This is a genomic window from Flavobacterium frigoris, from assembly GCF_900111075.1.
Lineage (GTDB): Bacteria > Bacteroidota > Bacteroidia > Flavobacteriales > Flavobacteriaceae > Flavobacterium > Flavobacterium frigoris.
Window position 1 is genome coordinate 11,967 of record NZ_FOFZ01000012.1, and the last position, 21,948, is coordinate 33,914.

At 34.7% G+C, this 21,948-nt stretch carries 19 protein-coding genes; 8 read left to right on the forward strand and 11 right to left on the reverse strand.

Annotated features, from left to right (window positions below; all coding sequences use genetic code 11):
- Positions 1-19: 19 nt before the first annotated feature.
- Both BMW63_RS13880 and BMW63_RS13885 read left to right on the forward strand, forming a co-directional pair.
- Complete coding sequence (locus tag BMW63_RS13880) at positions 20-961, forward strand: CPBP family intramembrane glutamic endopeptidase (protein ID WP_074724081.1); 942 nt, start codon at positions 20-22, stop codon at positions 959-961.
- Positions 962-971: 10 nt separating this feature from the next.
- Entirely contained in the window at positions 972-2,018 is a 1,047-nt protein-coding gene (locus tag BMW63_RS13885; protein WP_074724082.1) for an AMP-binding protein, read from the forward strand.
- An 89-nt stretch (positions 2,019-2,107) separates the two neighbouring features.
- Here the strand turns inward: BMW63_RS13885 and BMW63_RS13890 are convergent, their stop codons facing one another.
- The 6 genes from BMW63_RS13890 to lpxD all read right to left on the reverse strand — a co-directional run bounded on the left by BMW63_RS13890 (position 2,108) and on the right by lpxD (position 9,721).
- A complete protein-coding gene (locus tag BMW63_RS13890; RefSeq protein WP_074724083.1) occupies positions 2,108-2,734 on the reverse strand; it encodes a hypothetical protein in 627 nt (208 codons plus the stop codon).
- Positions 2,735-3,019: 285 nt separating this feature from the next.
- The gene (locus BMW63_RS13895) at positions 3,020-4,588 is read right to left on the reverse strand and encodes a S41 family peptidase (RefSeq protein WP_074724084.1); all 1,569 of its coding nucleotides are present in this window, start codon (positions 4,586-4,588) and stop codon (positions 3,020-3,022) included.
- A 57-nt stretch (positions 4,589-4,645) separates the two neighbouring features.
- Positions 4,646-5,158 carry a GNAT family N-acetyltransferase gene (locus BMW63_RS13900; RefSeq protein ID WP_074724085.1) on the reverse strand — a complete coding sequence of 171 codons (513 nt, stop codon included), beginning with the start codon at positions 5,156-5,158 and terminating at the stop codon, positions 4,646-4,648.
- Positions 5,159-5,316: 158 nt separating this feature from the next.
- Positions 5,317-6,588, reverse strand: a complete 1,272-nt coding sequence (locus tag BMW63_RS13905; protein WP_074724086.1) for a TraB/GumN family protein — start codon at positions 6,586-6,588, stop codon at positions 5,317-5,319.
- A gap of 352 nt (positions 6,589-6,940) precedes the next feature.
- Positions 6,941-8,569: an acyl-CoA carboxylase subunit beta gene (locus tag BMW63_RS13910; RefSeq protein ID WP_074724087.1), complete on the reverse strand. Its 1,629-nt coding sequence runs from the start codon at positions 8,567-8,569 to the stop codon at positions 6,941-6,943.
- Positions 8,570-8,722: 153 nt separating this feature from the next.
- Positions 8,723-9,721 carry a UDP-3-O-(3-hydroxymyristoyl)glucosamine N-acyltransferase gene (lpxD, locus tag BMW63_RS13915; RefSeq protein ID WP_074724088.1) on the reverse strand — a complete coding sequence of 333 codons (999 nt, stop codon included), beginning with the start codon at positions 9,719-9,721 and terminating at the stop codon, positions 8,723-8,725.
- Between the two features lie 185 nt (positions 9,722-9,906).
- Between lpxD and BMW63_RS13920 the strand changes: the two genes are divergently transcribed.
- Entirely contained in the window at positions 9,907-10,818 is a 912-nt protein-coding gene (locus tag BMW63_RS13920; protein ID WP_074724089.1) for a phospholipase A, read from the forward strand.
- A gap of 69 nt (positions 10,819-10,887) precedes the next feature.
- On the opposite strand, the gene BMW63_RS13925 is transcribed toward BMW63_RS13920, so the two are convergent.
- Positions 10,888-11,586, reverse strand: a complete 699-nt coding sequence (locus tag BMW63_RS13925; protein ID WP_074724090.1) for an energy transducer TonB — start codon at positions 11,584-11,586, stop codon at positions 10,888-10,890.
- Between the two features lie 96 nt (positions 11,587-11,682).
- A protein-coding gene (gene prfB, locus BMW63_RS13930) for a peptide chain release factor 2 (RefSeq protein ID WP_139174252.1) occupies positions 11,683-12,784 on the reverse strand; the annotation gives its coding sequence in 2 pieces (ribosomal slippage) (positions 11,683-12,720 and positions 12,722-12,784; 1,101 coding nt in all).
- Between the two features lie 89 nt (positions 12,785-12,873).
- On the opposite strand from prfB, the gene BMW63_RS13935 reads away from it, so the two are divergent.
- Entirely contained in the window at positions 12,874-13,893 is a 1,020-nt protein-coding gene (locus BMW63_RS13935; RefSeq protein WP_074724091.1) for a threonine aldolase family protein, read from the forward strand.
- Between the two features lie 65 nt (positions 13,894-13,958).
- Here BMW63_RS13935 and BMW63_RS13940 read toward each other — a convergent pair whose 3' ends face one another.
- Positions 13,959-14,279 (reverse strand): YbaB/EbfC family nucleoid-associated protein, encoded by a 321-nt coding sequence (locus BMW63_RS13940; RefSeq protein WP_074724092.1) that lies wholly within the window; start codon positions 14,277-14,279, stop codon positions 13,959-13,961.
- A 141-nt stretch (positions 14,280-14,420) separates the two neighbouring features.
- Between BMW63_RS13940 and BMW63_RS13945 the strand changes: the two genes are divergently transcribed.
- Complete coding sequence (locus BMW63_RS13945) at positions 14,421-16,481, forward strand: S9 family peptidase (RefSeq protein ID WP_139174255.1); 2,061 nt, start codon at positions 14,421-14,423, stop codon at positions 16,479-16,481.
- Positions 16,482-16,551: 70 nt separating this feature from the next.
- Entirely contained in the window at positions 16,552-17,592 is a 1,041-nt protein-coding gene (locus BMW63_RS13950; protein ID WP_074724156.1) for a cysteate synthase, read from the forward strand.
- Between the two features lie 267 nt (positions 17,593-17,859).
- Here BMW63_RS13950 and BMW63_RS13955 read toward each other — a convergent pair whose 3' ends face one another.
- Together BMW63_RS13955 and BMW63_RS13960 are read right to left on the reverse strand one after the other, a co-directional pair.
- Positions 17,860-19,062, reverse strand: a complete 1,203-nt coding sequence (locus BMW63_RS13955; RefSeq protein WP_139174253.1) for an aminotransferase class I/II-fold pyridoxal phosphate-dependent enzyme — start codon at positions 19,060-19,062, stop codon at positions 17,860-17,862.
- Positions 19,063-19,078: 16 nt separating this feature from the next.
- Positions 19,079-19,711 (reverse strand): MarC family protein, encoded by a 633-nt coding sequence (locus BMW63_RS13960; RefSeq protein WP_074724095.1) that lies wholly within the window; start codon positions 19,709-19,711, stop codon positions 19,079-19,081.
- A 157-nt stretch (positions 19,712-19,868) separates the two neighbouring features.
- Here BMW63_RS13960 and BMW63_RS13965 point away from each other — a divergent pair, with 157 nt between their 5' ends.
- Both BMW63_RS13965 and lpdA read left to right on the forward strand, forming a co-directional pair.
- The gene (locus BMW63_RS13965) at positions 19,869-20,327 is read left to right on the forward strand and encodes an Lrp/AsnC family transcriptional regulator (RefSeq protein WP_074724096.1); all 459 of its coding nucleotides are present in this window, start codon (positions 19,869-19,871) and stop codon (positions 20,325-20,327) included.
- A gap of 155 nt (positions 20,328-20,482) precedes the next feature.
- Positions 20,483-21,886, forward strand: a complete 1,404-nt coding sequence (lpdA, locus tag BMW63_RS13970) for a dihydrolipoyl dehydrogenase (protein WP_074724097.1) — start codon at positions 20,483-20,485, stop codon at positions 21,884-21,886.
- Positions 21,887-21,948 lie beyond the last annotated feature (62 nt).

Below are 21,948 nucleotides of genomic sequence, written 5' to 3' on the forward strand. Positions count from 1 at the left end.
ATAATTAAATAAATAATAAATGTTTATAGAACAAGGAGTACATTCAGAAAACAAATTTTGGAAATATTTAATTGGTTCAGCAATAATAATTACGACCTCATTTGTTGGCCAGGTTCCTTTGCTATTGGGGATAATTTATGAAACGGTTGCAAAAGGAGTCCCTTATCCTTCGAGTACTGAAAAGTTGATGCACTTTTTTGATCCAAATTTGACTTTGTTTCTCATTCTGATTTCGTTTGTTTTTACCATGGGGGGTATCTATTTTGTAGTGCGTTATTTGCACAATCAAACGATGCTTTCCGTGACTACGGCGAGGCAAAAAATAGACTGGAACAGGGTGTTTTTCTCTTTTTCGTTATGGTCGGTTTTTACGATTGTTTCTACTTTGATTTTTTATCAAATGAATCCAGATGATTTTTCACTAAATTTTAAACCCGTACCCTTTGCGATCTTAGTCGTTATCGGTATGGTTTTAATTCCAATTCAGACTAGTACCGAAGAATACGTTTTTAGAGGTTATTTGATGCAGGGGTTTGCAAATCTGGCCAAGAATAAATGGTTTCCGTTAGTGATGACATCAGTTATTTTTGGCGCCATGCATCTTTCTAACCCAGAAGTTTCAAAAATGGGGAATATCATTTTTGTATATTACATAGGAACGGGATTGTTTCTGGGAGTATTGACCTTGATGGATGATGGAATGGAATTAGCCTTAGGTTTTCATGCTGCGAATAATTTGGTTAGCGCCTTATTAGTAACTTCAGATTGGTCTGCTTTTCAAACACACTCTATATTTAAAGATATCTCAGAACCGCAAGCTGGACTAGACGTAATCTTGCCGGTAATTGTAATTTACCCAATACTTTTATATATCTTTAGTAGCAAATACAATTGGACGGATTGGAAAGAAAAATTGACGGGAAAAATAAAAATGCAAGAAAATAAAAATATAATAAAATAACAGCTTAGTAATGAAACAAGTAACTTATAAAAACGTACACAATCAATTTAAATTGAATGGTTTTCACCTTAATAAAGAAGATTTATGCAGAGTATCCTACTGTTTGATAAAAGAAGGGGATGAATTTGAGAAGTCGATAGGTGATTTTTTATTAGACTGGTTTGATGATAAATCCTATATCGATTTACAGACTTCTGGAACTACAGGTGTTCCTAAAATTATTAGAACAAACAAACAAACGATGGTGAACTCTGCCCTGGCTACGGGCGATTTTTTTGAGTTAAGACCTGGAGACAAAGCATTATATTGTTTACCCACCAAATATATTGCCGGAAAAATGATGCTGGTTCGCAGTTTTATTCTGGGATTAGATATCGATTTTGTCGCGCCAAGTTCACATCCATTAACAAAGAATGAAACCAAATATGATTTTGTAGCCATGGTTCCTTTGCAAGCTGAAAATTCAGTGGAAGGGTTGAAAGATGTTAAAAAACTGATTGTAGGTGGTGCAAAAATGAGTAAGTCACTTGAAAAAAGACTTTTAAAAGGAAAAACAGAAGTGTATGAGACGTATGGTATGACTGAGACAATTACACATATTGCTGCTAAGAAAATAGGGGAGAAGGCATTTTCTATTTTGCCGAATATTCAAATTTCGCAAAATGATAAAAATTGCCTAGTGATTGACGCGCCAAAAATTTCTACTGAACTTATTGTCACTAATGATTTAGTGGAATTAATAAATGATCACCAATTTGTTTTTTTGGGTAGAATCGATAATGTAGTCAATAGCGGAGGAATTAAATTGATTCCAGAGCAAATCGAAGAAAAATTAGCACATGGAATTCATTCCAGATTTTTTGTAGGCGGAATAGCAGATGCTGTTTTAGGAGAAAAATTAGTTTTGGTTATCGAAGGGGAGAAGCAAGCTTTAGCTGAGCACATTTATAGTTTATTAGACAAGTATGAAAAGCCAAAAGAAGTTTTTTATATTGATAAATTCATTGAGACAGAAAACGGAAAAATAAAAAGAAAAGAAATGTTAGAAAGTATTTAAATTTCTTTTTGATTGAAAAATCATCGAGGAAACTAGCTATGATACTTTTATAAAAAACAGAAAGGTATCACTTATTTTATTCATTTAATTTATTTCATAAAACAGTAATTAAATTTTAAACCGAGTGTGTTTTCGGCATGGCCTTTCGCTACGAAGTTAGTCAGATTTAGTGATATTCCTAATTTTCTCTGGTTTGCCCTAGCAATAAAATATTTTCCAAGATATATGCCGGAGCAAGAGCCAAACTGCGCTTCCCCATTATATTCATCTATAAAACCAAGACCAATGCTATTATTTTCATCTGAAATGGCAAATCCCACGCCGGTTTCAATGCCTAAGAACCAATTTTTTCTAAGTTTAAATTGCACATTTGGTTTAAGAGTAAATAAACTGAAGTTTTTGTGCAAAGCTCTTCCTCTTGCTGTACCAGTAGTATCAGGGCCAATATCCCTTACAAACCGGTAGTCGTATTCCCCCCTAATACCCAGTTCTGTTTTTGGAGAAATTTTCTTTGAAACTCGTACGTTAACACCAATTCCAACTCTATGTGTCCGATACATTTGAATATGAACAGGTACTGACAGATTTAAGCCACCCTCTAATAGTAGTGTTTTAGAATAATCAGGAATTGTTGCTTGTTTCTCTAACTGCTGTGCCGTAATTAAATGTGTAAATAATAGCATTGTAATTATAGATATGCCCTTTGACTTTTTCATCTTATTTATATTTTAGGATCAATATATTAATCAGTTATGATTTTAGTATTGCATAAAATAAAAGACAGAATAACTTAAAGCAATAGATAAAATTTTTGCTTTAGATGGTAGAGTAAGGTACATAAAGATAAAAAAATTATATAATAGTTGTTGATAAACAAGTGTTTAATTTAAAAATAAACAGAAATTTTTGTGATAGTGTTTGAGGAAGCTATTTATTAGACATTCAACCAGAAAAGAAGTGATTTGGCCTAATAATAGCACGGTCTTAGTTAGCACCGACTTCTAATTTTTTTTATTGGTTTTTAGGTCATTTAAAATCCAGTTGAGTTGTGGATCGTTTTCTTTCAGTCGGTCTTCAAGGGAAGTACTGATTTCCTTGTCAGGAAAAATGCCATGTCCTTTTATTTCGGTTTTATGATGTGGAGTCATTACCATTAATCCGATTCTGATATTTAATTTAGAATTCGGTAATTTTATGACAGGCATAAATCCCGCTACAGTTCCGTTAAAGGCTCCGCCGGTTTCTTCTCCCACAAAAGTCACCCTTTTAGAGCTTTTCAAGTTGGAAGAAATAAGACTGGATGCCGAGAAGCTCCCTCCGTTTATCAGCACATAAATTTTTCCTTTAAAAGGATTCGTATGCACTTTATGCGGTCTTGTGTGGGTCGCATACCAGCTTTTACCTGTGTCGTCTTTATGCACTGTCAATAGTAAATAGGAGTATAGCAGCGGTGCGTATATCGTTTTTAGGATTTTTAGGCCAAAAGAACCTCCGTTAAAATAGGCACCTTCCATTAAACTTGATTTTGAGACTACTTCAGACTTTTCCAAAAATACAAAAGTAGAGTCGACTAGGTAAGAGTATAAATCAACAATTTCATTTAATCTTCCGCCGCCATTATCTCTTAAATCAAGAATTAGAGTATTGGATTTATAGTTCTCAATTTTGCGAAAGCTTTCTTTATAAAAAGGCCTAAAATCCCCTTTGTTAAAACTTCTAATCTTCATGATGGCAATACTGCTGTCTTTTTCCATGAAATCTAGGTTTCTGTTGTAGTTTTTCGAATCAGCATTGTAGCCATTTACTCTTTTCTTCCTTCTGAATGTTCGCGATTTTGCTCTATCAAGCGCAGTAATCCCTTTTTGGGTTTTTAGTTCTTTTTTCTTAATCGAATCGTCTTTGTAACGCGTGATAGTAATTAATTGGATGCTGTCGTTGAATTTTAAAGTATAGGTTAAGCTGTCCTTTATACCATTTTCGACAGTAAAATAAGAAGAAAAACGTTTGCCGGAAGTACGGGTTTTTAATGTGGTATTGTAACCATCTGAACTATAGTAGTTGTTGTACTCCTCAATTAAAGCTAGTGGTTTTATGCCATTCACAGCGATCACTTCAGATCCTGCTTTTATGCTTTTGTCGTAGGACTTATTGTTTACGACATACAATTTATTGTCAAAAAAATCAAAGTCAAATTGTGAAAATGGGCCTGTTCCTTTTTTAATAAGTGCTTTCGTTTCCTTTTTCGTCATTTGCATTGAAGCAGGATAGAGGTAGCTATGGCCTTGTCTAACTGCAGCTACTATTGGGCTTAATTTTTTATAAAATTCCAGCGGAGTAATGGGTTCTCTAATAGTTGATTTCAGACTGTCGAATTTATAATCTAACTCTTCTTTACTAATGTACCAATACAGTTGTGGGTGTAATTTTTGTAGTTTTTTATACGTAAAATCCACATCCGCTTTTAACTCATCTATGGGTATTAGAGCCTTTAAATGTGCATTGTGTTTTTTTACAGAACTACACTGGGTAAAGTATAGGAGAATAAAAACGTATAGAAATATTTTTTTCATGGTTTTTGAAAAAGGGTTTTAACTTTTTATTGTTCTAGGATGTAAACGAGGAGCTATTTAGTTTTTAACGATTACTTTTTCGTATGCTTTTCTGGCGCTTCCTCTAAAATGCACTTCTCCACAATAGCTGTAACCCGATTTTTCAAAAATAGCCATCATGGCAAAGTTATCAAAATTTGTATCTGCTTTGACGCTGTAGATATTGTTGTTTATCGCAAATTCTTCTATGAAGTTCATTAGTTTTTTGGCTAAGCCTTTCCCTAAATGATTCTCTGAAATTGCTACGCGATGAAAGACAACAAAATCACCGTGTGTAAGCCAGTTTCCTTTTATATTTTCATAGGCGGGTTCGTCGTTGATCAATACTGCAGTATAGCCGATAATAGTATCATCTTCTGTCAAAACAAATCCTGCATTTTTGTCTATGTCATTTTGTATTACGTCCGGATTTGGATAACCGTCTTGCCATTGGTCGCTACCATCTGCCTTTCTACGTGCGATCGCTTGTTGTAAAATGATCCAAATATGTGGAATTTCGGATGTTGTGGCTTTTCTAAAGTGGTAGGTCATTAGTAAGATGATATTTTTATTGGAGGTTTTTTTGCTTATATTATGTTTGTGGGCAAAAGCGGGACGCTTGCACTAATGTTAAGAATTTATAGATGCTATTTTTATCAAACTTTAATTTTCTTCTCAGGTTTTAGTATGTATCGCCCAAAAGGAGTTTTTTATTTTAAAGGTTCAGCCCAATTAGAATTTCGTATTAAAATTACTGCTTGAGCATAGTCAGTTGCTGAAGTGTTTTTATCTGTAATTTTCATTCCCGAAAATAGACTTAATAGTCCTGTGCTTTCCATCAATCTTAATGAATTTTGATAGGGAGATTTTATTTTATTAATATCAAAAAAGGTATTAGTATTTTCATTTGTTATCTTTTTTAAATCGGAAATTCCGAAGTGATAAAGCAAAAAAGTATTGTCGCAAGAAACGGTTGTTTTTGTGTGTTCCTCGTTACTTTTCAAAAAGAAAGGTAAATATTTTGATGGAGCATCCATATAACTATCTAAATACCTAGATATAATAGTATATGTTTTGGATTTGACTGGTGAATTTTGATTTGTCACAAGTGTCCCGAAATTCTTCTTTTTATTCATTTCTTTTTGTAAAACGTGTGCTTCACCAAAAGAACCATAAATTTTTTGTCCTTGAAAATTATATCTTTTATATAAATCAATGAAATTTAAAAACATTACATCTTCTCTTGTCGTTGTTTTGTAATAATCGACTAGGTTTTTCCTTATATGCTCAATATCCCTTACATAATCTATGGTTGTGGTATTTAGATTTATTGAAGCAATCACTTTTGGCAATTCATATTCTGTCCATTCTAAAAATAAATTCTCGTCTTGTGGTATATCAGATGAAAGATTTAGTTTGGACAATAGTATTTTTAAGTGATTCTGGGTAACATTTATATTTTGAACCTTATCAATTCCATAAACTCTAATTTGCGAATCTTCAGAATTTATACTATTTAGCTTACGAATTTGGATCCATTTGTTTTTGTAATCGAGATTATTGTGTCCATGATTGATTATCCAACTGTTTAAAACGTAATCAATACGTTTTTCGTCTCCAGTTAATAGATATTCATTTAAAAAATAGGCTTGGCTAAAATCAATCTCTGCCAAATGAATTTTCATTCCAGCATTCTTATTTAAATACTTGATGAGTTCAAAATCAATTTTTATTGTTTCTTTTATTCCGTGAAATTCGCCATAAAGGAACAAATCATTTGTCTTTACATACTCATCTAAATTTCTAAAGGTTAAAGTTTTATTTTGCTTAACTGACTCAAACAAACTTTTATTATCGTCCCAGTATTGAACATATTCCTTACCTAAATAATTGTCATATCTTTTTACAGAGAAGCCATAGAGCAAACATAGAAGGAAAGTGATAAATAAGTATTTTATTCCCTTCAAAATTTTGTTTTTCAATTATATACGATTTTTGGTTAAAATTACGGCTAACATATCTATCTACGATACAAACCCTAGCATAGCTAATCTAAAATAGATGCATACCCGAAACTCTGTTTCATTGTTATTCCTTTTTCAAATATATAGAAAAAAGCTACACGATAAGGATAGGATTCCTATTGTTTTTTTAAATGAATGTGTTCTGAAAATAGTCCGTACTCGATTAGCCCCGATAGAAGCGGCATCCCCCGATTTAAAGAAACTAAGGCAATAAGCTTTGTTTTTTTAAATCGGGGAATACAGCGAATAGCGGGAGGGAACTAGTTATGAAACCGAAGTAGTTCTGCTCCTAAAAATAAATTATAGTAAGTTAAACTTGAATTACACCCAAGTTAAATTGTTTCTCGATAGGGGAGTGATTTGCTGCTTCGATACCCATAGATATCCATGTTCGCGTGTCTAGAGGGTCGATAATCGCATCTGTCCACAATCTAGAAGCGGCATAATAAGGAGAAACCTGCTCGTCGTATCTGGCTTTTATCTTGTCAAAAAGAGCTTTCTCTTTCTCTTCATCGACAATTTCTCCGCTTTTCTTCAAGGAAGATGCTTCGATTTGCGCCAATACTTTTGCCGCTTGTGTTCCGCCCATAACGGCAAGTTCTGCACTTGGCCAAGCGAAGATCAATCTTGGGTCGTATGCTTTTCCACACATGGCATAATTTCCAGCACCGTAGGAATTCCCAACGATAACGGTGAATTTTGGCACTACAGAGTTGCTTACGGCATTAACCATTTTGGCACCGTCCTTTATGATTCCACCTTGTTCCGATTTGGATCCCACCATAAAACCGGTAACATCTTGAACAAAAACTAAGGGGATTTTTTTCTGGTTGCAATTAGCGATAAAACGGGTGGCTTTGTCAGCACTATCCGAGTAGATAACACCACCAAACTGCATTTCGCCTTTTTTGGTTTTCACCACTTTTCGTTGGTTAGCCACAATTCCTACTGCCCATCCGTCAATTCTGGCATAACCAGTTATAATTGTTTGACCGTAACCGTCTTTATAAGGTTCAAATTCTGAATTGTCCACAAGACGGTTGATGATCTCCATCATGTCGTATTGTTCGTTTCTAGCTTTAGGTAGAACTCCATAAAGTTCTTTTTCGTCTAAGGCTGGTTTTGCTGGTTTCACTCGGCTATAGCCAGCTTTGTCGTAATCACCAATTTTATCAACGATATTTTTTATTTTGTCTAAGGCGTCTTTGTCGTCTTTGGCTTTATAATCTGTTACTCCTGAAATTTCACAGTGGGTCGTGGCACCTCCTAAAGTTTCATTGTCGATACTTTCTCCAATGGCTGCTTTTACTAGATAACTACCTGCAAGGAAGATACTGCCTGTTCCTTCAACAATGATGGCTTCATCACTCATTATAGGTAAATAAGCACCTCCGGCAACGCAGCTTCCCATTATAGCCGAAATTTGAGTAATTCCCATGCTACTCATTTGGGCGTTATTTCTAAAAATACGTCCAAAATGTTCTTTATCTGGAAAAATTTCGTCCTGCAGCGGTAAATAAACACCAGCGCTATCCACTAAATAAATGATAGGCAAGCGGTTTTCCATTGCGATTTCTTGTGCACGAAGATTTTTCTTGGCTGTAATAGGGAACCAAGCACCCGCTTTTACTGTCGCATCATTGGCCACAACAACACATTGTTTTCCGCCGATATATCCTATTTTAACAACAACACCTCCAGATGGACAGCCCCCGTGTTCTTTATACATTCCTTCACCAACAAAAGCTCCAATTTCAATGCACTTGGCTTTAGGATCAAGTAAATAATCAATGCGTTCCCGCGCTGTCATTTTTCCTTCAGCATGTAGTTTTTGAATTCTTTTTTCGCCTCCTCCTAATTTTACTTTGGAAAAATTTTGTCTTAATTGAGACAATAAAAGTTTATTGTGATCTTCGTTTTTATTGAAGTTTAAATCCATGTTGTAATAGTGTTATAAATAGTTTGTGCTAAAATACAAAATCGAACGAAATAAAATTTATTATTTTGGTTCCTTTGCGAATAATTTCGATTTAAAACCAAAAAAACAGGAGCGAACTCCTGTTTTTTTACGAATATGATAAAATTTACTTATTTATTTTTTTGAATCATTGACTAATCGTTTTAGAATAGCCCATTGTTTTAAGGCATCACGCGCTTCAACTGCAGGATAACCTAGCACTGTTTTACCGGCAGGGACATCACAGGTAACACCAGATCCGGCTCCTACGATTGCGCCACTTCCTAATGTTGCATGGTCTTTTATGGAGGCGCTTCCGCCAATAATTACTCCATCGCCTAAAGTTACAGAACCCGCTAATCCGCTATGTCCTGCCATAATACAAAAACGTCCCAGTTTACTGTTGTGACCAATTTGAACTAAATTGTCAATTTTACAACCATCTCCTAAAACCGTAGAACTAAATTTCCCTCGATCTACACAAGAGTTGGCGCCAATTTCAACGCTATTTCCTATTATTACATTTCCTATCTGAGGAATTTTTACCAAGCCTCTTTGAGGACAAGGGCGAAATCCAAATCCATCTGCTCCAATAGTGGCATTAGGATGTATAATACAATCAGTACCTATGTGACAACGCTCTCTTACCACAGTTCCTGACCACAATACCGTATTCTTGCCTATAGTGCATTCATCCAGAATGGTGACATTAGGATAAAGGATTGCATTTTCTCCAATTTTCACATTGGGCCCAACATAACATCCGGCGCCTATTTTTGTCCCAATTCCGATGGTCGCTGATTTGTCAACTACTGCCGTTGGGTGAATGTCAACATGAAACACGGGCATTGGATGAGCAAAAAGTTCCAAAACTTGAGACATTGCTAAATCAGCATTTTTTACTTTAATGAAGGCTCTATTTTCTCCTGGCTCTATCGAAATATCCTCATTTACAATAGCAACACAAGCTTTTGATGATGACCAAAGTTTTTCGTATTTTTTGTTTCCAATAAATGAAATTTCAGAATCAGTCGCAACCTCTAGTTGCTCAGGTGCTGTAATTATTTGTGAGGTACTGCCAGATATGACTCCTTTAAGGACTTCGTTTATTTCTTGGATGGTGTAGGATTTCATAATGTTACTAATAGATTGGGTTATGGTACAATTCTCAAATAAAGTGATTTAGTCTTAAAGTTCCAAATGTTTACCGATACTTTAACACGATTAAAAGTAGTTTTTATATAACTTTTTATAATAAAAGTATAACTTTATCAGATGTTAAACTATTATTTTTGCGGGTTAAATTTTGATTCTAGAATATGAAATATTTTCAAATTAAATGCTCTTTTTTTCTGCTTATTTTTTCTGGTGTTATTGTAAATGCTCAGGTTCAGGCTTTATTTAACAGTAAAACGCAACTTCGAAATTTAACTGAGAGATGGGAGCTGGATACTACTTCAGTGAGAGGAACCTTTTTGATTACCCCTTATAAGCCTATGTTTGTATTACCCGTGCGCTGGACGAATAACCCGAATGAACGGCCTGAATCAGGAAATATAGATCCAGATTATATAGCACCTGCAGGTGTTGAATATAATAGTATTGAGACTAAATTTCAATTGAGTTTTAAGACTAAAGTGCTACAAAGTATTTTCTGGGGGTATGGAGACTTATGGGTCGCCTATACTCAAAAGTCACATTGGCAAATCTATAATAATACGCTTTCGCGCCCCTTTAGAGAAGTAAACTATGAACCCGAACTTATTTTAAATTTCCCAGTGAAGTTTAATTTATTTGGTTTTAAAACAAGAATGGTGGGAGTCGCATTTAATCATGAATCAAATGGAAAAAGTGATCCTTTTTCTCGAAGCTGGAATAGAATTATACTACATGCAGGGTTTGAACGTAACAATTGGACTGTCTATGTGAGACCTTGGTTTCGAATGCCAGCTGCAATTGATGATAATCCTGATATTTCAGAATATGTAGGTAGGGGAGACGTGAATGTAATTTATACCAAAAACGGAAATATTCTTTCTTTTATTGGCAGTCATAATCTAAACTTTAATGCAAAAGCTAGAGGAAATGCTGCCTTTTCATGGTCTTATCCCGTTAGAAATAATTTAAAAGGATATTTACTAATTTCCCACGGCTATGGTGAAACCTTGATCGATTATAACAATCTGCAAACGACTGTTGGTGTCGGTGTTTCTTTAATTGAATGGTTGTAAAAATAGCTTCTTTAATTTTAGAACTAAAATTAAAGGAGTTAAACAATGAAAATTATTTGCGTGGGAATTTTAATTAATAGTAATTGGAATGCCATATTTAACACGGGCATCTTTACCGTCGACTTTACCAGGAATCCATAATGGGCTATTAAATAAAACCCTTAAAGCTTCAACATTCATGTCATAATTAAGTCCTTCGATTATTTTAAAATCTTTTAAAGTACCATCTATTTCAACCACAAAATCAACTTTTATTCTTCCTTTATCATTATTAGGAGACTTGAAGTTTTTTCTAATATATTTATAAAACTCATTTATTCCTCCTGGAAATTGGGGTTTTATAAAATAGGGAAAAAAAGCAATTTCACTTGCGGTTTCATCAAAACATTTTCCGTCAATAAATTCGCCATTTTTATAATTTTCGGTACGCTTGATTTGGCCGTTTTCATAATATCGGGTTAGTTCACCTTCTTGTTTTCCTTTTACAAAAAAAGAAGTTAGCTCTTTATTTCCAGATTTATAATAACTTTCGGAAGTACCATTTAAAATGCGTTTTTTGAAATTTGAAAATTGATCGTGATTTCGTTTTGTTCCATCAATAAAATAAGTGGTTCTCGAAGTTCCTTCTTTAGTGTCCTCATAAGTACTGAAATAAGTTGCTCCTTCGGCTGAGCGTAATTCTTTAAAACGTTCAGTGTAATATACTTTTTTTTGAGAGTAAAAAGTTATTGAAAACAGTAAAACAAAGAATACTAGTGTGTTTTTCATAAATCGGATTAATTTTTCAAAATCAAAAGTAACAAAAAAATCCTACAGAAAAAGATAAATTTCTCTGTAGGATTATAATTGATTGATTTGATAATTTTATTCTTCTTCGTCTCTTTGTCCCATCATCATCAGGTAGGCTTTCAAGAATTCGTCAATTTCACCGTTCATCACACCGTCGACGTTGCTGGTTTCATAACCCGTACGCACGTCTTTTACTAGTTTGTAGGGTTGCATCACATAATTGCGAATCTGAGAACCCCATTCAATTTTCATTTTTCCAGCTTCAATGTCAGCGCGCTGCGCCAATTGTTTCTTTAGTTCTATTTCGTACAACTGAGAACGGAGCATTTGCATAGCACGTTGTCTGTTGTCTTGTTGCGAACGGGTTTCTGAACACTGAATTTGAATTCCTGTGGGTTTGTGAAACAGCTGTACTTTAGTTTCTACCTTATTCACGTTTTGTCCACCGGCACCACTAGATCTGGAAGTCGTGATTTCAATATCGGCAGGATTAATATCAATTTCGATACTGTCATCTACAAGCGGATATACATAAACGGATGCAAAGGAAGTATGCCGTTTAGCATTACTGTCAAACGGGGAGATACGCACTAAGCGATGTACTCCATTCTCTCCTTTTAAGTATCCAAAAGAATAATCCCCTTCAAACTCGAGCGTAACCGTTTTGATACCGGCTGCTTCTCCTTTTTGAAAATTCAGTTCTTTTATTTTATATCCATATTTTTCGCCCCACATCATGTACATGCGCATGAGCATTTCGGCCCAATCACAACTTTCGGTACCTCCAGCACCTGCAGTTATCTGTACTACAGCGCTTAAAGAATCTCCTTCATCCGAAAGCATGTTTTTGAATTCGATGGCTTCAATATGATTTGCAATAAGACTGTATTGTTCGTCTAATTCTTCTGCTGTTAGTTCTCCCTCCCTGTAGAATTCATAGGCTAATTGCAATTCGTCAGCCATTTCGACTGCTTTATCGTAATCTTCAATCCATTTTTTCTTATTTCGAAGATTTCTTACAATTAGTTCGGCTTCTTTTGCGTTATTCCAGAAATCGGGAGCAAAAGTCTTTTCTTCTTCGTTAGAAATTTCAATTAGTTTGGCATCAACGTCAAAGATACCTCCTCAACGCACCAAGGCGCTCTACAATACCTTTAATTTGTTCGGTAGTTGTCATAAATTATGTAATTTTGTGCGACAAAAATAACAAATTTTAAGAATTGGCAAGACGAGACTTGTGTTTTTAAACAAATATAAAATCAATGTATGGAAATAAATTTAATTAGCGATACAATTACTAAGCCTACACATGAAATGTTGCAGTACATGTTCAATGCTGAAGTAGGTGATGATGTTTACAAGCAAGATCCCACAGTGATTGAACTAGAGGATACCATTGCGCAAATTTTTGGCATGGAAGCAGGGCTGTTTTTCCCTTCAGGAACGATGGCCAATCAAACGGCAATCAAACTACATACACAGCCAGGAGAGCAAATTATTGCCGACAAATATGCACATGTTTACCTTTATGAAGGTGGAGGTGCTTCTTTTAATAGCGGAGTCTCTTTTTCTTTGCTAGACGGTGATCGCGGAATGATTACTGCAGAACAAGTGGCAGGAGCAATCAATGACCCTGAATTTTATCACAATCCGTTAACGAGTTTAGTTTGTGTTGAAAATACGACTAACAAAGGAGGCGGCGCTTGTTATGAATTAGATGAATTGAAAAAAATAAAAGAAGTATGTGTAGCCAATAATTTAAAATTCCATCTTGATGGAGCCCGAATTTGGAATGCCTTAATTGCTAAAAAACAAGACCCAAAAGCTTTTGGTCAATTGTTTGATACGATTTCGGTATGTTTATCCAAAGGACTGGGTGCGCCAATAGGGTCTGTTTTATTAGGTGATAAAGCGACAATTCATCGTGCCTTGCGTATTCGAAAAATATTAGGAGGAGGAATGCGTCAGGTAGGTTATTTGGCAGCAGCCGGATTATATGCTTTAGACAACAATATCAGCCGCCTTGCTGAAGATCACAGACGCGCCAAAGAATTAGCCGTAGTATTGAATAAATTGGATTGGGTGGCTAAAGTCGAGCCTGTAGAAACAAATATTTTAATATTTACGTTGGTGCCAAATTTAAGCGACCACGTTTTAATTGAAAAATTAAAACAAAAAAACATATCCATCAGTTCTATGGGACACGGAAAATTGCGAATGGTAACCCATCTTGATTATAGAGAAGTGATGCATACCTATGTTTTAGAAACCTTGGCAAAGTTGTAAATTATGAAGTATGAATTATGAGTTTTTATACAAACTCATAATTCATATTTTATAACTTATTTAGATTATTTGAACAAATTATCCATTCCAGGAATCATTGGCATATCCATTTTTGCAACAGCATCAAGTTCAGCTTCATTAACCTTAGTCGCTTTCTCGATTGCTTTGTTCATTACTAAAATCATATAATCTTCTAATTGTTCTTTGTCTTGCAATAAGTCATCGGCAATTGTAATTGATTTTATTTTTCTATTAGCAGTAATCGTAATTTTTAACAAACCGTCTGTACTTTGCTCATCAACAAGAACAGTATCCAGGCGTTTTTTTGTTTCTTCCATTTTTTGTTGGGTTTCTTTAAGTTTACCCATCATTCCCATTAAATCCATTTTTGATAATTTAAAAATTATTGAAATACGAAATTACGAATTTTGAAGAAATATGCAATATTAAATAAGACGAAAAACAGACGCGTTTTAGAGTCGCTTTGTTTATTTTTGTTTATTCTTTAAAATATGAAAACTCAAAAAATGATAGAAAATATACAGCCACCAGTTGCTAAAATTATACCAACACTATTAGAAAAATTCGAAGACGTCAGGATTGATAATTATTATTGGTTAAAGGATCGAGAAAATCCTGAAGTGATTGACTATCTGAATAAAGAAAACGAATATTATCAAAAAATGACTGCTCATACGCAGGAATTCCAAAAAGATTTATTTGAAGAAATGAAAGCCAGAATCAAGGAAGACGATGAATCAGTTCCTTATTTATACAATGGCTATTATTATATTACTCGTTTTGAAGTAGGGAAAGATTATCCTATTTATTCTCGAAAAAAGGAAAGCCTTTCGGCAAAAGAAGAAATCATGCTTGATTGTAATGAATTGGCAAAGGGAGAAAAATATTTCAATCTAAGCGGATTGAGTATTAGTAATGATAATCAACTGGCTACCTATGCTGTAGATTTAGTAGGAAGAAGAATTTATACTTTGCAAGTAAAAAACCTGATAACAGACGAAATTTTAAGCGATAAAATTGAGAATACTACCGGAAATTCTACTTGGGCAAATGATAACCAAACTATTTTCTATACTACTCAGGATGCCAATACCTTGCGTTCCGATACTGTTCTAAAACATAAATTAGGAACCGATACAGTAGAAGATGAAGTAGTTTATTTTGAAAAAGATGATACTTTTGATGTTGCTGTGGGTAAAGAAAAATCAAAAAAATATATTTTGATCAGCTCTTCGAGCACGCTGACTACAGAATTTATGACTTTATTAGCCGACAATCCAGATGGGAAATTTAAAGTCTTTCAGAAAAGAAAAAGAGGTTTAGAGTATAGTATTTCTCATTTTGGAGATCATTTTTATATTCTTACAAACAAGGACAAGGCGACTAATTTCAAACTAATGAAAACGCTTGAATCTAAGACTTCAATGGAGGATTGGGAAGATGTTCTTGCTCATAGGGAAGATGTTTTACTGGAAGATATTGACATTTTTAGAGATTTTTTGGTGGTTTCAGAACGTAGTAATGGTTTGAGTGAAATTAGAATAATTCCCTGGAGTGGAAAAGAGGAATATTATTTGCCTTTTGAAAGTGAAACCTATACCGCTCATGCTTCTGCAAACGTTGATTTTGATACAGATATCTTGCGATATGCCTATCAATCGATGGCAACACCTGCTTCGATTATTGATTTCAATATGAACACCAAAGAAAAAGAAGTCAAGAAAGAACAAGAAGTGCTTGGTGGTAACTTTGATAAGGACAATTATATTGAAGAACGTGTTTGGGCAACTGCAAAAGACGGAACCCTGATACCTATTTCTATGGTATATAGAAAAGGTTTGAAAAAGGATGGAAAAAATCCATTGTTGCTTTATGCATACGGTTCTTACGGACATTCTATGGATGCTTATTTCTCATCAACAAGATTGTCGTTGTTAGACAGAGGTTTTGTTTACGCTATCGCACATATTCGCGGTGGAGAAGATTTAGGAAGACAGTGGTACGAAGGCGGAAAATTATTAAAAAAGAAAAATACTTTCAAAGATTTTATAGATTGTTCTAAATTTTTAATTGAGCAAAAATACACTTCTACAAAACATTTATATGCGGAGGGTGGTTCTGCAGGGGGCTTATTGATGGGAGTTATTTTAAATATGGCGCCAAAACTATACCATGGAGTAATTGCTCAAGTCCCTTTTGTAGACGTTGCAACGACGATGCTGGATGAAACTATCCCGTTAACAACCGGGGAGTATGACGAATGGGGGAATCCAAACGTTAAAAGATATTATAAGTATATGAAATCCTACTCTCCTTATGATAATGTAAAACCCCAAGCCTATCCTAATATGTATATATCGACCGGTCTGCATGATTCACAAGTACAATATTGGGAGCCTGCTAAATGGGTAGCGAAGCTGAGAACTTTGAAAACAGATAACAATCTTTTGTTTTTAGATACTAACATGGATGCAGGTCACGGAGGCGCATCTGGAAGGTTTGAAGCCATTAAGGAATTAGCAAAGGAATTCAGTTTTTTGTTAGATTTAGAGAAAATTAAAAAGTAATTCGGAAATTTTTGTTAAATTTGCAATGTTTCGAGGTGTAATAAAATTCACCTCGACTAACTATTTTTTTATGAAAGAAGAAATACAAGCTTACAATAGTGTTTTAGAATTAATAGGTGATACACCTCTTATTAGGCTAAATAAAGTCACAGAAAAGTTAGAAGGTAATTTCTATGCAAAGGTAGAAGCTTTTAATCCAGGACATTCATCCAAGGATAGAATTGCTTTATACATAATTGAAGAGGCAGAAAGAAAAGGGATACTATCTCCAGGAGATACCATAATCGAAACGACATCTGGGAACACCGGATTTAGTATTGCTATGGTGAGCATCATAAAAGGATACAATTGTATACTAGCTGTAAGTTCAAAATCGTCCAAAGATAAAATTGATATGCTTCGCAGTTTAGGCGCTAAAGTCTATGTTTGCCCAGCACATGTCTCAGCAGATGATGAACGTTCTTATTACAACGTGGCTAAAAGATTGCATGAAGAAACAAAGGGGTCAATCTATATTAATCAATATTTTAATCAGTTGAATATTGATGCACATTATAACTCTACGGGACCAGAGATTTGGAAGCAAACGAATGGTAAAATTACTCATCTCGTAGCTTGCAGTGGTACTGGAGGAACGATTTCAGGAACAGCAAAATTCTTAAAAGAACAAAACCCTAATATTAAAGTGCTTGCAGTTGATGCTTTTGGTTCAGTATTGAAGAAATACCATGAAACAAAAGAATTTGACAACGATGAAATTTACCCATACAGAATTGAAGGTTTAGGGAAAAATTTGATTCCTTCTGCTACTGATTTTGATACCATCGATAAGTTTATGAAAGTTACCGATGAGGAGAGTGCACATTGCGCAAGAGAAATAACTAGAAAAGAAGGCTTATTTGTAGGCTATACTTCTGGAGCTGTTTTGCAGGCGATAAGACAATATGCCGACGAAGGTGAATTTGACAAAAATAGTAATGTTATTGCTATATTTCCTGATCACGGTTCTCGTTATATGAGTAAAGTTTATAGTGATGATTGGATGCACGAACAAGGATTTTTTGATAGTGTACATCAAGAAGAAGTTCAAAAAATAGAACTTATAAAATAAGATATTTATAATACGTAGATAACAAAGAACTCCAGAGAAATCTGGAGTTTTTTGTTTAGAAATAGAAGTATAGTCGCTTTCAAAATGTTTGCTTTTGTCTCTTCGGCTGAAAATCTGGATGTCCGCATTGCCATAATACAAAAGCATATTGGTCGGCAAAATTGAAAAGGGCGGATGTGTTTTTATGAAACAGATAAAACCCGCTTAAAATGGCTTTTAAGCGGGTTTTGGTGAAAAATCAAAAAATTATTTTATAACAGTCTTGGATTATAGAATATCCAATTCTTTCATACAGTCTTTCATCATTTCGTATGTTCTCTTAATGTCATTATCTAGACCAATTGAAAAACGGATTAAACCATCAGTCAATCCCATTTCTACTTGTTCCTCCAAAGGAATTTCGCTCGAAGTAGAGGTTCCAGGAGCACTAAACAAAGTTTTATAAAATCCTAAACTCACCGCTAAGTATCCTAAGTTGCGTGATTGCATTAGTTCCATTAAGGCATTGGCTTTAGCCAAAGAACCAACATCTATTGTCATCATTCCACCAAAACCGTATTCAGGATTAATCATCGATGCGAATAAATCGTGGCTTGGATGACTTTTTAATCCAGGATATACCGTTTTTACTCCATCTTTTTCAAAATGTTCTGCAAGATACGCAGCGTTATGACTGTGTTGCTTGATTCTCAGGTGAAGTGTACGTAGGTTTTTCATAACACTAGCAGAGCGCATGCTATCCATTGTTGGCCCTAGTAACATACTTGCTCCACTATTTACGTCTTTTAATTGATTGATAAAATCTTGTGAAGCACAAGTTACTCCACCCACAGTGTCGCTGCTTCCGTTGATGTATTTTGTCAAACTATGAATTACAATATCAGCACCAAATTTAACTGGAGAAACAGATAATGGAGAGAAGGTGTTGTCTACAACTAATGTCAAATTATGCTTTTTTGCAATTTTTGATAAACCAGTTATATCGGCAACTTCCAATAAAGGATTGCTTACTGTTTCACAATACAATACTTTCGTTTCCGGAGTGATCGCAGCTTCAACAGCCTCTAGTTTTGTGATGTCAACAAATGTCGTTTTGATACCAAATCTTGGAGTGAAGTTTTTTAGAAAAGCATACGTTCCTCCATAAATCGTTCTGCTTGAGACGATGTGGTCTCCAGCTCCGCATAATTGCAATAAAGTAGGTGTGATGGCTCCCATTCCAGAAGCGGATACATTTGCCGTTTCTGTACCTTCCATTGCAGCCAGTGCTTTGTCTAAATACAAATTGCTTGGAGAGGAATGACGGGAATACAAATAACAGCCTTCCATGTTACCTTCAAAGGTATCAAACATAGTTTTTGCCGAAAGGAAAGTATAGGTAGAGGAATCAGAAATAGAGGGGTTTACGCCACCAAATTCGCCAAAATACTGTAAGTCTTGAATGTTGTCTGCGGGGTTGAATTTCATAATATTTTTTTTAAGTTAGTTATTTCATTAGATCGTGAATAATTGGCTTTAAGCCACTAAAAAAGAATTCGACTGCTATTACCATAACGATAAGTCCCATAAGTCTCATCATTACATTTATACCTGTTTGACCTATTAGTTTTATAATTTTAGAAGAGCTCAATAGAATGATGTACGTGGTTAAGACTACGACCGCAATAGAAACTAGTAGGATCACTATTTTTGACATTGAGCTAGCATCTTCCATTAAAACAATGGCGTTTGTTATAGCGCCTGGGCCGCAAATCATAGGAATTGCGAGAGGTGTTATCGAAATGTCATTTACATAGTTTTTGACTTCATTTTTTTTGATTTTTACAGTGCTTAATCTAGCCTGTAGCATATCCATTCCCATCATGAAGAAAATGACTCCTCCTACTATTTTAAAACTGTTTACGGAGATCCCAAAAAACTTGAATAGTAATTGTCCCGAAAGGGCAAAGCAAATGATAATGATGAAGGAAACTAAGGATGCTTTTTTAGCAGTAAATCTTCGTTCCTGTTCCGACAAATCAGTCGTCATGGTCAAAAAAATGGGCATCGTACCTAATGGATTGATTAGAGTAAAAAAAGAGGTGAGGCATAAAAGGCCAAAAGTTATTAAATCATCCATTGCAACAGTACTATTTATAATGTAAAGGACGTTTATATGGTTTTTATTGTCAATAATGGAGTGTAAAATCAGTTTTTTATATCGTCATAATCAGTTTATGTAGATTTTATTTCTATTTTTATCGAATATTTTATGCTTTCGCCAAAAAAACTACAAAATGACTTTAGACTTAATAGACAAAAAACTACTCTTATTATTACAAACAGACAGTAAAAAAACCACAAAAGAATTGTCTTTGAAATTGAATCTGTCCGTTACTGCAGTTTACGAACGCATTAAAAAATTAGAGAGAGAAGGTATTATTGATAAATACGTGGTATTGCTCAATAAGGAAAAGATTGAAAAAGGATTTGTGGTTTTTTGTCATTTAAAACTAATCCAGCACACCAAAGAATTTGTAACCAGATTCGAAAGTGAGGTGGCACAATTAATAGAAGTTTTAGAATGCTATCATGTAAGTGGTGACTATGACTACATTCTTAAGATTGTGGTGAAAGACATGAAAGCCTACAGGGAATTTTTAGTAACAAAATTAACTATACTTCAGCATATTGGCAGTACGCAAAGCACCTTTATGATTAGTGAAGTTAAAAATACAACGGTGGTTGAAGTTTAGGAAATTTTAGTGTGGATTTGACATTGTTTACAGGATATTAAATGCGTCGCTGTGTAAAATCTTAACAAAATATATTTAATATTAAACTTCAAACAAAACTTAATTCCTTAATTTTGTGCAACATTTTATAAAAAAACAACAAAAACAAATATACTATGAATTCATTTGACGTAGTCATTATTGGTTCTGGCCCAGGCGGATATGTATCAGCAATTCGTTGTGCACAACTTGGTTTCAAAACAGCAATTATCGAAAAATATTCAGTTCTTGGAGGAACTTGCCTTAATGTAGGATGTATCCCTTCAAAAGCATTGTTATCTTCCTCACATCATTATTCTGAATTAGCACATTTTGCTGATCACGGAATTGAAGTTTCTGGTGAAGTAAAAGTTAACCTGGAAAAAATGATTGCACGCAAACAAGCAGTTGTTGACCAGACTTCAGGCGGAGTAAAATATTTAATGGACAAAAATAAAATTACTGTTCTAGAAGGATTAGGTTCTTTTGTAGATGCTACTCACGTTGCGATTGCAAAAGCGGACGGAACTAGCGAAACAGTAGAGGCTAAAAATATTATTATTGCGACAGGTTCTAAACCTTCTAATTTGCCATTTATCAAAATTGATAAAGAAAGAATTATTACTTCGACTGAAGCATTAAAATTAAAAGAAGTACCAAAACATCTTGTCATCATTGGCGGTGGAGTTATTGGTATTGAATTAGGTCAGGTGTATTTACGTTTAGGAGCGCAAGTTTCTGTAGTGGAATTCATGGACCGAATCATTCCAGGAATGGATGCTTCATTGTCTAAAGAATTGACTAAAGTTTTAAAGAAACAAGGAATGAAATTCTACGTTTCACATAAAGTGAAGTCAGTAGAAAGAAACGGTGATGCAGTGACTGTACAGGCAGAAAATGCCAAAGGAGAGACAATCACTTTACAAGGGGACTATTCTCTTGTTTCTGTTGGTCGTCGTCCTTACACAGACGGTTTAAACGCAGATAAAGCTGGAGTTAAAATTTCAGACAGAGGAATGGTGGAAGTAAACGATCATTTACAGACTAATATTCCTAATATTTATGCAATAGGAGATGTTGTTCGTGGAGCGATGTTAGCTCATAAAGCAGAGGAAGAAGGAGCTATGGTTGCTGAAATCTTGGCTGGACAAAAACCGCATATCAATTATAATTTGATTCCAGGTGTTGTATACACTTGGCCAGAAGTGGCTGCAGTGGGGCAAACAGAAGAGCAGTTAAAAGCTTCTGGTGTGGAATTTAAATCTGGAAGTTTTCCTTTCAAAGCATTAGGTCGTGCAAGAGCAAGTGGAGATTTAGACGGTTTTGTAAAAATTCTTGCTGATGCAAAAACAGATGAGGTTCTGGGAGTTCATATGATTGGAGCTCGTTGCGCTGATTTAATTGCCGAAGCGGTTGTTGCAATGGAATTTAAAGCGTCAGCTGAAGATATATCAAGAATGTCACATGCGCATCCTACTTTTGCGGAAGCGATCAAAGAAGCGGCATTAGCGGCTACAGATAATAGAGCATTACACGTATAGTATGTACGATTTTATACTAATGAACCCGTCAAGTTATGTTTGACGGGTTTTTTGTTTTATGA

Excerpts from the sequence above, each read along its gene's own strand:
- BMW63_RS13880 (WP_074724081.1), top strand. The coding sequence starts at position 20 with ATGTTTATAGAACAAGGAGTACATTCAGAAAACAAATTTTGGAAATAT.
- BMW63_RS13885 (WP_074724082.1), top strand. The coding sequence starts at position 972 with ATGAAACAAGTAACTTATAAAAACGTACACAATCAATTTAAATTGAAT.
- BMW63_RS13890 (WP_074724083.1), bottom strand. The coding sequence starts at position 2,734 with ATGAAAAAGTCAAAGGGCATATCTATAATTACAATGCTATTATTTACA.
- BMW63_RS13895 (WP_074724084.1), bottom strand. The coding sequence starts at position 4,588 with ATGAAAAAAATATTTCTATACGTTTTTATTCTCCTATACTTTACCCAG.
- BMW63_RS13900 (WP_074724085.1), bottom strand. The coding sequence starts at position 5,158 with ATGACCTACCACTTTAGAAAAGCCACAACATCCGAAATTCCACATATT.
- BMW63_RS13910 (WP_074724087.1), bottom strand. The coding sequence starts at position 8,569 with ATGGATTTAAACTTCAATAAAAACGAAGATCACAATAAACTTTTATTG.
- lpxD (WP_074724088.1), bottom strand. The coding sequence starts at position 9,721 with ATGAAATCCTACACCATCCAAGAAATAAACGAAGTCCTTAAAGGAGTC.
- BMW63_RS13920 (WP_074724089.1), top strand. The coding sequence starts at position 9,907 with ATGAAATATTTTCAAATTAAATGCTCTTTTTTTCTGCTTATTTTTTCT.
- BMW63_RS13925 (WP_074724090.1), bottom strand. The coding sequence starts at position 11,586 with ATGAAAAACACACTAGTATTCTTTGTTTTACTGTTTTCAATAACTTTT.
- BMW63_RS13935 (WP_074724091.1), top strand. The coding sequence starts at position 12,874 with ATGGAAATAAATTTAATTAGCGATACAATTACTAAGCCTACACATGAA.
- BMW63_RS13940 (WP_074724092.1), bottom strand. The coding sequence starts at position 14,279 with ATGGATTTAATGGGAATGATGGGTAAACTTAAAGAAACCCAACAAAAA.
- BMW63_RS13945 (WP_139174255.1), top strand. The coding sequence starts at position 14,421 with ATGATAGAAAATATACAGCCACCAGTTGCTAAAATTATACCAACACTA.
- BMW63_RS13950 (WP_074724156.1), top strand. The coding sequence starts at position 16,552 with ATGAAAGAAGAAATACAAGCTTACAATAGTGTTTTAGAATTAATAGGT.
- BMW63_RS13960 (WP_074724095.1), bottom strand. The coding sequence starts at position 19,711 with ATGGATGATTTAATAACTTTTGGCCTTTTATGCCTCACCTCTTTTTTT.
- BMW63_RS13965 (WP_074724096.1), top strand. The coding sequence starts at position 19,869 with ATGACTTTAGACTTAATAGACAAAAAACTACTCTTATTATTACAAACA.
- lpdA (WP_074724097.1), top strand. The coding sequence starts at position 20,483 with ATGAATTCATTTGACGTAGTCATTATTGGTTCTGGCCCAGGCGGATAT.